This window comes from Vibrio sp. OPT41 (assembly GCF_015163595.1).
In the GTDB taxonomy this organism is placed as follows: domain Bacteria; phylum Pseudomonadota; class Gammaproteobacteria; order Enterobacterales; family Vibrionaceae; genus Vibrio; species Vibrio alginolyticus.
This window is the reverse complement of the sequence record NZ_JADDYH010000009.1, coordinates 178,969-188,310: the sequence shown is the minus strand read 5'-3', so window position 1 is coordinate 188,310 and position 9,342 is coordinate 178,969. Positions and strand designations below refer to the sequence as shown.

General features: G+C 45.3%; 6 protein-coding genes. All 6 read left to right on the top strand.

What is annotated here, in order from left to right:
- Positions 1-166: 166 nt before the first annotated feature.
- From IQP38_RS01525 to IQP38_RS01500, 6 genes are read left to right on the top strand one after another with little or no spacing between them, the layout of a single operon-like run.
- The gene (locus IQP38_RS01525) at positions 167-535 is read left to right on the top strand and encodes a hypothetical protein (protein ID WP_025998718.1); all 369 of its coding nucleotides are present in this window, start codon (positions 167-169) and stop codon (positions 533-535) included.
- Positions 536-544: 9 nt separating this feature from the next.
- The gene (locus IQP38_RS01520; protein WP_005375593.1) at positions 545-1,894 is read left to right on the top strand and encodes an HlyD family type I secretion periplasmic adaptor subunit; all 1,350 of its coding nucleotides are present in this window, start codon (positions 545-547) and stop codon (positions 1,892-1,894) included.
- A gap of 3 nt (positions 1,895-1,897) precedes the next feature.
- Positions 1,898-4,129, top strand: a complete 2,232-nt coding sequence (locus IQP38_RS01515) for a response regulator (RefSeq protein ID WP_193837222.1) — start codon at positions 1,898-1,900, stop codon at positions 4,127-4,129.
- Positions 4,104-5,528, top strand: coding sequence for a TolC family protein (locus IQP38_RS01510; RefSeq protein WP_193837221.1), 1,425 nt, complete (start codon positions 4,104-4,106; stop codon positions 5,526-5,528). The genes IQP38_RS01515 and IQP38_RS01510 overlap by 26 nt, the downstream gene beginning before the upstream one ends.
- Complete coding sequence (locus IQP38_RS01505; protein ID WP_193837220.1) at positions 5,518-7,104, top strand: ATP-binding cassette domain-containing protein; 1,587 nt, start codon at positions 5,518-5,520, stop codon at positions 7,102-7,104. Before IQP38_RS01510 ends, IQP38_RS01505 begins: the two co-directional genes overlap by 11 nt.
- The gene (locus tag IQP38_RS01500; protein WP_053303764.1) at positions 7,101-9,239 is read left to right on the top strand and encodes an ATP-binding cassette domain-containing protein; all 2,139 of its coding nucleotides are present in this window, start codon (positions 7,101-7,103) and stop codon (positions 9,237-9,239) included. Before IQP38_RS01505 ends, IQP38_RS01500 begins: the two co-directional genes overlap by 4 nt.
- Positions 9,240-9,342: the final 103 nt, after the last annotated feature.

Genomic DNA, 9,342 nt, shown 5'->3' with positions numbered 1-9,342 from the left:
TTTAGCTAACTGATCGTATTTAGAGGCAGTAAAGGACACCATTTTTAGAAACCAACTTTTTTATACAACTTTTTTCATACCTTTCGAGTTCCATAAAAACAAAAAAATTTGAAAACCCAGTATAAAGATCCTTACTTGTTGTCATTAAAGCAATTAGTGCGGTGGGATAATGATAAATATGACAAATCTGTTGCGCTCAGTCGACAACAGCCATAAAGGGCTGCAATTGCTATTAGGCGATTTTTACCAAGATTTCAGTGACGCAGGGATTGATATTGAGATGCTGCATAAACAAAACCGTTTTGAAGCACTCAGATGTTATTCAAAAAGACTAAAGACCATTCTCGTCTTGTTATGTGATGACGACTTACCACCAAAATTGGCAAAGATTGAACACTTAAACAAACACCATTTCCCTGCTCCTAATGAATTGATCGAGGACGTTAAAACCGAGCTTAACAACGTAAACAAACAAATTAGCCAGCTGTTAAAAATCGAAAATTCAATCGATAGCCGCACAGGTAGTGAATCGTAGGGGTGGCTCATGAGTAATAAGCAAATAGAACATCACCTCAAAAAGGCGCTCGTTTCGAACAACGAAGCTTCGAAGGTAACAACAGACGATACAATCGTGCTAGCCAGTGCAATGACCAGCGTACACAAAACCTTGCTGGTTATCTTTTTGCTTTCCATGGTGGCTATCGCCGTGGCATCTCAGGCTCGTATCGACATTGTGGTGTCGGTGCGCGGTGAGCTATTGCTCGAATCTGACATCGAAAAAGTGCAACACCTTGAAGGCGGTATTCTAGAAGAAATGCTAGTGCGCAAAGGCGAAGTAGTTTACGAAGGTCAGCCTATTGCACGCCTTCGCTCTCTGGATAGAAACACTCAACTCGATACGGTAAACACAGAGATCATTCAGCTAGAGCTAGACAAGATTCGTTACGAAAGCCTGCGCGATATGGTGGAACCCGATTTTTCTGCCTACATCGAAAAGTACCCAGAATTAGTGCAAGTCAACATGAATACCTGGCAGCAAGAATTTTCTAAAAACCGTTCCAATGAAGAGTTGATCACTCACGATATCCAACATAAGAATTCGCTTATTGATTCAATGCTCAAGCGCCGTAAAAGCTCCGAGAACCAGCTCTCCTTGATACGCAAGCAGCTCAATATTAAGAACACCTTGTACAAAGAGGAAATGGCGTCTTACGTCGATGTTCTGAATATGCAGGTTCAAGAGTCAAACATGGTGCGTGAGATAGAAAACCTTGATGAGTCGGTCATGAATGAGCGCTTCCAACTCGACAAATTAGAGAAGCAGTACCGAGACTTGGTGGAGAATCGTAATGCCGAGTATCAAGCGCAAATCATTCAAGCAAACAAGGACTTAAAGTTGAAACGTATATTGCGTCCTCAACACTCAGATAAAGTGGATCGCCTCGTGGTTTACGCCCCTATTGACGGTGTAGTAGATAAAGTGCACTTCAACTTCCGCTCCGCTGTGATACCGCCAGGTGAAAGCATCGCGGACATTGCACCGATCAATAACGCCCTTCATGGAGAGGCGAAGATCCCGCGTAAAGACATGGGTTTTGTAGAAATCGGACAAGCGGTCAAAGTGAAGATGGATACCTACAACTTTGCCAAATACGGATTTTTGGAAGGTCGAATTGCATCGATCAGCCGTTCTTCTTATGAAGAAGAAGACGCTGAATTCTACCTCGCGGAAATCCAAATCAGTCAAAACTATCTAGAGCGCGGAGGCACACAATACAAGCTGTCCCCTTATATGGAGTTTACCGCAGACGTGAAAACAGGTTCACGCCGGGTTATCGAATACGCAGCGAAGCCGGTTATGTCGGCTATCGAAGACGCATTCGATGAGAGGTGATGGATGAGTAGCAAACCTTCTTACAATATTTCCGTTCCTGTTATGCGCCTAAGCATTGCTTTCAGCTTGATGCTGGCTGCCCTCGCCTTTTATTTGTATATCTCTTGGGAAAAAGTGGATTCAGTCGAGAAAGTGCAAAATGCGCCTCTTTTGGTTCAAGCTCAACAGCTCAACCAAACTATCGAGTTTGATATTCAAACGCTTCAACGCTGTTTAAGCGCACGTTATTGCAGTACAACAGAGCTTGATTTTGAGGTTCTGAAAGACGAAATTGACCAATTTAAGTCGCTCGCGTCACTCAACAAAACCGAGTTTAGCTTGGTGGGCGCGACCGAATACACGCAGCTTGAACTGGCAATCAATCGGTTCTCAGACAGCCAAAAAACACGCGACGATGTGTTGGCACTGTACCTCTCGCTCACCAATAACTACCTACAAATGGACGACAACTACCGGACCATATTTAACAACCATGCGAGCGACCTAATGATGGAGAAAAACGAGTTCTTCATTTGGTTGTTTGTGGTCGTTGTCGTACTGGTTGGTATCGCAGTGCTATCGAACTTGGTGGCAATCCTTAAACTGAAAAAATCCAGCTCGAATGAGCGTGACATTGACCAAGAATTCGATGAGCTTTATCAAGAACTCAAACTACTGGATTTGCAAAGGTTGGAAGAGTTGCTGAATGAAGTGAGCATCAATCCTAAGCAGCGTCAGATCTACTCACACCTAAAACTGATTTTCAGCAACCTCGAAGAGCAAAAACGCAATAACGATCTCTACAAGCAGCTCTATGCTCTGATTGGTTACGAGATTCGTGGCATCACCAACACCATTAACGGCGGCGTGCAATATCTCGTTCAAGAGACCGATGAGAGCGGCGTGTTGATGGCGCAAGATATAACCTCGGCTGCCAATACCCTGTCTGAATTGGCAGAGAACTACAACCGACTCATTTCACAAGGGACCGAGAGCAAATCGAAAGAGTTTTCACTGCTGAATGTACTGTCTGAATTGATGATTCACATCAGTTCAAAAGTGCAGCGAAATGAAGGTGAGATAGACTGCTTTATCTCGGATAACCTACCAAATCGTGTTGAAGGACAGTCCACCAGCTTATTCTGGGTGTTGTTCCTACAGCTATCGAATGCCATCCAACTCAAAGCCGATAAGAAACTGTTTGTCACCATTGAATCGGGCGCGGCGTCAGACATTGAAAACACTCGCCTGACCATCAATCTAAACTTCTTAACCACACTGGATGTGCCGTTTGCCAAGCTCAATACTCTACACTGGAGCGACCATAAACAGCACACTGCAACCAAAGACGATTTGGCGAAAAGCGTACTGAAAGATTACGGCTATTACGAGAGCCATTGGTATCAATCGGGCAATCAGGAACGTTTTCAAATTCAGCTCGATTTGAAAGCCAAGAGCTTCCACACCGAGAAAACTCGCTTCGACAATAAGCGCCTATTACTGTGTGCCAACTCTCAGCTGCGCATTGATGTGATGAACAAAATGCTCGTCAACTTGGGCTTAGAGATTACGCCAATTCGCACACCGAACGAGCTCTTCTCTACTGCAAAAACCTTTGGCGAATACGACGCCATCATGCTGACCGACACGTTCGAGCCAAACAAGCTGCCCTCACTGAGCAAAACGGTGAAATCGCAACTGCGCAATCACCCGAATACTAAATTGCTGCTTTCAGTCACTAGCACTCAGCAAGCACAAGAGAGCCATACCTTTGTCGACAAGATTCTGAACTCTCCTGCGATTCCGTATGAGTTCATCCCCAATCTTTTAGCAATCATGGAAGCGGAAGCCTCAGAAGATCAGATGGAGAACAGCTCATTCCTGATTGTTGAGGATGACCGTGTTCAACAGATTCTACTCAAACGTATTTTGAGCAAGCAAGAATACGAAGCCGATACCGTTGGCGATGGCGCAGACGCCGTTCAGCACTTCATGAATCAGCGCTCGGATATCATTTTTATGGACTGCATCATGCCTGGCATGGGCGGTATTGAAGCAACCAAACGCATTCGACAATACGAACAAGAGAGCGGACAAAACCCTTGCACCATCATAGGCGCGACAGCATTGACCAGCAGTAATGAACACCAAGCTTGTATCGAAGCTGGAATGGATTACGTGATCAGCAAACCTTATAAAAACGACGAAATCATCAAGGTGATCAACAAGTATGTGGCGGTACAGAAACTTAACTAGCTGCGTATTGGCAGCGCTTACATTGAGCAATGCTCCTTCGGCAATGGCGACCACCTTGCTTGAGGCGGTCAAACTCGGCTTGGAAAACAATTTATCTCTGCGCGCTAGTGACAAAGGCGTGGAAGAAAACGAATACAACATCGACATTAGCCGTTCTAAGTTCCTGCCTTCTTTAAACGGTGCCGCTGATACAACATGGAATGAAAACGAGACCATATTAACGGGAACACCAGATAAACGTTCAAGCTACAACTCAAATAGCTACAGCGTGTCTTTATCGCAATCGGTGTTTAACCTTGGCGACATCTTCAAATACGGCACCGCTAAGCTGGATTTCAACATTGAGGAAATCAAACACGAGAACAAAATCCAGAGCACCATTTCTGAAATCGCGACGCAATATTTCGAGTACCTGAAAAACAACGCGCAAATCAAAGCCACCAAAGTAGAACTTAAATCGTCTGAAACACGTGAGCGCCAAATGCGTCGCAACGTGGAGCTTGGCAACACTGCGGCGAGCGAGTTGTATGAGGTAATTGCTCAGAAAGAAGGCATTGCCAACCGCTTAAGAACCTTAGAGAAAGATCGACGTGTGATTTTGAACGGTTTAGAGATTCAAGTTCAATATCCAGTCACCCCATCGCAGGACATCTACGAAAGCGTGCCCTTGGCGGAAATCAGCGAATCCGAACAACGCGCGATTCTTGAACAAGCTTTGAAGCTCAATAACGATTTATTGGTTGCGAAGAAAACCGTAGAACGCAGCCGAAGAGGGTTGAAAGAAAGCGGTTCAAACTTTGTGCCGACCGTGTCACTCTCTGCCAGTTACCGTTATGACGATGCGAACAACTATGACCGAACCGACCCCACCGCAACAGGGGACAGTAACTCCACCAGCGTCGGTTTGAACTTGAATGTGCCGATTTTCTCCGGCGGTTCGGATTACTACGGTTATCAAAAATCGTCGACTGCCATCGAGCGAACCGAGCTACTGTACCAAGATTCATTGTTCACGACGCGCAATAGCGTTAACACCTCGGTACTCAACATTAATGACTTCTCCCGCGCTATTAGCAGTTACGAGAATATCATCCGAGCTAACTACGCCTCCTACAAAGGCATTCAGCGCGCTTACCAGCTTGGTACGCGAACCATTACCGACTTACTGGCAGCAGAAAGTAAACTGTTTAGCGCGCTACGTGATTACGAGAGCGCGCGTTATGACTACATCATTGAATCGATCAATCTTGAGCAAATCAAAGGCATGCTGTCGGTGCAATCCATCGAAAGCATCATGCAGTTGATGAGCGATATCGAAGGCAGAAGCAATCAAGACTTAGTTCCAAAACACCTTCTCTCCAAACCATCGATTAAGAAAGGAGGTCGCAATGCAAACTGAGCATTTTTCCCAGAAGATTAACTTTGCTGACAAGTGTTATCTGACTTTCTCAACGGTCATCTCAACACTGTTTGGTTTAGTGTTGCCCTTTTCGATTCTGATTATCTTTGACCGTGTTTTACCTAACCAAGCTAAAGACACGCTGTTTCTTCTGTTTGCCATTATCTTGATCACCATCTTCCTCGACTATCACTTAAAGAATCAGGAAGAGAAGATTTCGTCGGTGATCATGAAGCAATTCGAAACCAACTTAACCAACAAAGTGTTTCAATCCATCTGTTTGGCTGAGATATCGAAGTTTCGTCGCCTAGAACCCGGTGAATACTTAGAGCGTATTGCCACCATTCCCGAGATTAAATCCTTCTTTGGCGGAGAATCTGTACGGGCATTGATCAACCTTGCCGTCAGCATACTGACCATTCTGATTATCGGTGTGATCAACATTTGGGCGGGAGTGACCATCTTGCTCGCCTCCATCATTTTGGCGGTGTTCGCACTGAGCCTATCTAAGCAGAAAATCAACAGCTTAGAAAACAAATCCGACATCGAAGGCTTAACTACTTCTAAAATCATCGAGATCATCTCTAGCCCACTCGATATCAAAGCGCGCAATATGGAATATCGCGTTGAGAGCCTCATGACACAAATGGTGGAAGAGCGTGAAGTCGAGAACATCAAATACGAGCAAATTGAATCGAACTTCAGCCTTATCTTGTCGCTCATACAACAGCTCTCCATTGCTTGTGTGGTGGTAGTTTTGGCAACGGCAGTTATCAACATGCAATCGAGCCAAGGCATCATGGCTGCCATCATCATGCTTACCAACCGCTACTTCGCGCCATACCAGCAAGTAATGCGCACGGTGAGTCGATGGGAGTTGAACAAGCTTCATATTCAACGTATCGCCGAGCTGCTTGAGCTTGCGGCATCTGTAGAACAACAAAATGATACGACAGAAGTCGAGCGCATCTCGGTGAAGTATTCGGAAAAGCAACGCATCGAGTTTGAACGTGGTCAGGCTTACTTGCTGACGGGGAAAAGCGGCGCAGGCAAAACCCATCTTGCCAATTGCATTACGCGGCAAAACACCGACAACAAACTGGACATTAAGATCAACGAGACACCACTCGATGACGTCAACTACAACGTCTGGCGTAATAGCGTGCTCATGGTCGACAAAACCAGTTCGTTCGTCGAAGGCACCATCATCGACAACTTGACTTGTTTCCGCCCAAGCTTAAATAACACGGCATTTGCGCTTTGCGAAACCATGAACATCAAAGCACAAATCGATGCCCTTCCCGCTGGTTTTTACACCGAGCTTAAAGGACATTTACGCAACCCATTCTCTCGCCAAGTCGCTTATGCCCTGTTGTTGGTGCGTGCCTTACTCGCGAACAAACGTGTGTTGATCTTCGACGACATCGACTGTGTTTATGATGACGACTTTGCTCGATTGGTTTTGACCAGTACTGCCTATCGCGCCAACGACAAAATACTCATCATCGTCAGCAATAAGATGGACAGGCTCAATCATCGCCTCAAACGCGTCAAACTTACCGGAGGTGACCAATGAGTATTTTGGTTGATTTTAATAATGTCCCTCAGCGCTTGTTGGACTTTGAGGCTCGCAGTTATGACGAGCGATACAATCAGTCACCTTTGATTCGTGGTTTAGCTTACACCCTCATTGCGCTTGAATGGGAAGGCACACCTTCTATCCTCAGTGACGCTTTTATCCCTAAACCAAAAGACAGCGACAGTTTTGTTGCCACGATTGAACGCCTTGGTTACCGTTGTGACGTCACCAAATTAAAAACGTTGGAACACATCGAGGGGCACCCTCATCCTTGTTTTATCGAGATCGAAAACCTCACTGCGATTTTCTTGGGCACCAAAGACGGCAAACTGATCCTGTTTGATTACACCAATAACAACACCATTGAATACCCGCTCTGCAAGAAGCCATGTTTGTTGGTCTCGATCAGCGAATACTCGCGCTTGTTCCGAGAGCCGCCACCTGAATCTCAAGACCGCAGTAACTGGATTAAATACGCGTTTTATCGCTACAACAATGAACTCAAGAGCCTGATTATCCTCAGCTTCGTGGTCAGTATTCTCGGCGCACTCCAGCCCTTTTTTATTATGAGTGTGTACAACTTCGCCTTGACGTCTAGCTCGCAAGCCACGCTCTATTGGCTCACGTTGTTTGCCGTGATTGTTGGGTTTTCGGAATACTTTTTCAAGAAAATGCGGGTCAACATCATCGCCACATCAGGGAAGGATTTGGCGGTGCATATTTCTCAAAACGTAATATCCAAACTGTTGTGGCTTCCTTATTCGATGACATCTACCGCTGGTGTCTCTTCTCAGTTAGCACGTTTGAAAGACATCGACACTTTCCGCCGTTTGGTAACCGCAGAGTCAACATTAAGCTACTTCGACATGCCGTTTGTTATCGTATTCATTATTGCCATTGCTCTTATGTCTGGTACCGCGGCGCTAGTCGTTATGGCGGGGTTGATTCTAATGTTGGTGTTCTGTGTTTATTCTCGTTACATCTACTCGCAAGCCACGTCCAAGAGCTCTCGCGCCAACGCCATGGTTTCTTACCAATGGAATGAGATTCTTCGTGGTATAAAAACCATCCAAGGCTTGCCATTGTTGCGTGTTATCCAGTCCCGCTTTAGCGCATCGCATTTACAAAGCACCAACGATGCAGAACATGTTTCAGTGACTAATAGCAGGGTTCAGGCAGCAGGCGGGAGTTTGATTCAGGTTATTGGTACCGCAAGTATCGTCGCGGCCGTTATCGGCGTGATGGACGGCACCTCCGATGCAGGTGCAATGCTTGCTACCGTAATTTTAGTCTGGAAGGCGTTGGGGCCTATTATGGGCATCTACAACTCTATTTCTAAGTTCCAATCCATTAAGGCGTCTTCTGCGCAAATCAACAACCTTATGGCGATGAATGACGATAAGCTAACGTTAGAGAAAAGCCCCCCTATTCGCCTATTTCAAGGTAGTATCGTCGGCTCTGGTGTGAGCCATCGTTATAGTGGTGCGGCAACAGGCTTAACTAATCTTGGTTTTAAAATTCCACCGGGCGCAAAAGTTGTGATTTGTGGACCAACAGGTTGCGGTAAAACGACGCTCATTTCTATTATCGCTGGGCTAGAGGAACGCTATCAAGGCTCAGTTTCGGTGGACGGTTATAACATCAAACAATTCAACAGTTACCGCTATCGAACCTCGATTAACTACGTCCCGTTTAACCTGCATATTTTTGAAGGCTCCTTGGAGACTAACTTCATCTTGCATAATGGGTTAATCCCAACAGAAAAAATGCGTGAAATGGTGAGTTTCTTTGAGCTCGATACATGGTTGCCACAAGGCCTGGACACTCAATTGAGCGTTGATATCTGTAAAAGTTTACCAAATGGTATTCAACAAAGACTGCGGCTCGCATTAGGGCTAGGTAACTGCGAACAATCTTTGATTATCATTGACGAGCCATTTAATGGTGCTGAGCAAGAAAACTCGCACTACTTCAAGCGGTTATTTAGCGACAAACTACTCAATAAGACCGTTATTTTCTCAACGAATGATCCGGGCATGATCTCTACATCCAACATGAGCTTAGTCTTGGAGCCAGATGGCAACCTGAAATATTTCGGGTTAACCGATAAGTACTTAAAAAGTCTAAGTTAAGTTCGGAATGTGGTGTGGTTCATCATTCATACTTGAGCACGGTCATTGACAAAAATGTAAACGATGAGACTATTTACTCTGTAAGCGCGTACACTAAGGAATC

Bases quoted from the DNA above. Each gene is read 5' to 3' on its own strand.
- IQP38_RS01520 (WP_005375593.1), top strand. From the start codon at position 545: ATGAGTAATAAGCAAATAGAACATCACCTCAAAAAGGCGCTCGTTTCG.
- IQP38_RS01515 (WP_193837222.1), top strand. From the start codon at position 1,898: ATGAGTAGCAAACCTTCTTACAATATTTCCGTTCCTGTTATGCGCCTA.
- IQP38_RS01510 (WP_193837221.1), top strand. From the start codon at position 4,104: ATGTGGCGGTACAGAAACTTAACTAGCTGCGTATTGGCAGCGCTTACA.
- IQP38_RS01505 (WP_193837220.1), top strand. From the start codon at position 5,518: ATGCAAACTGAGCATTTTTCCCAGAAGATTAACTTTGCTGACAAGTGT.
- IQP38_RS01500 (WP_053303764.1), top strand. From the start codon at position 7,101: ATGAGTATTTTGGTTGATTTTAATAATGTCCCTCAGCGCTTGTTGGAC.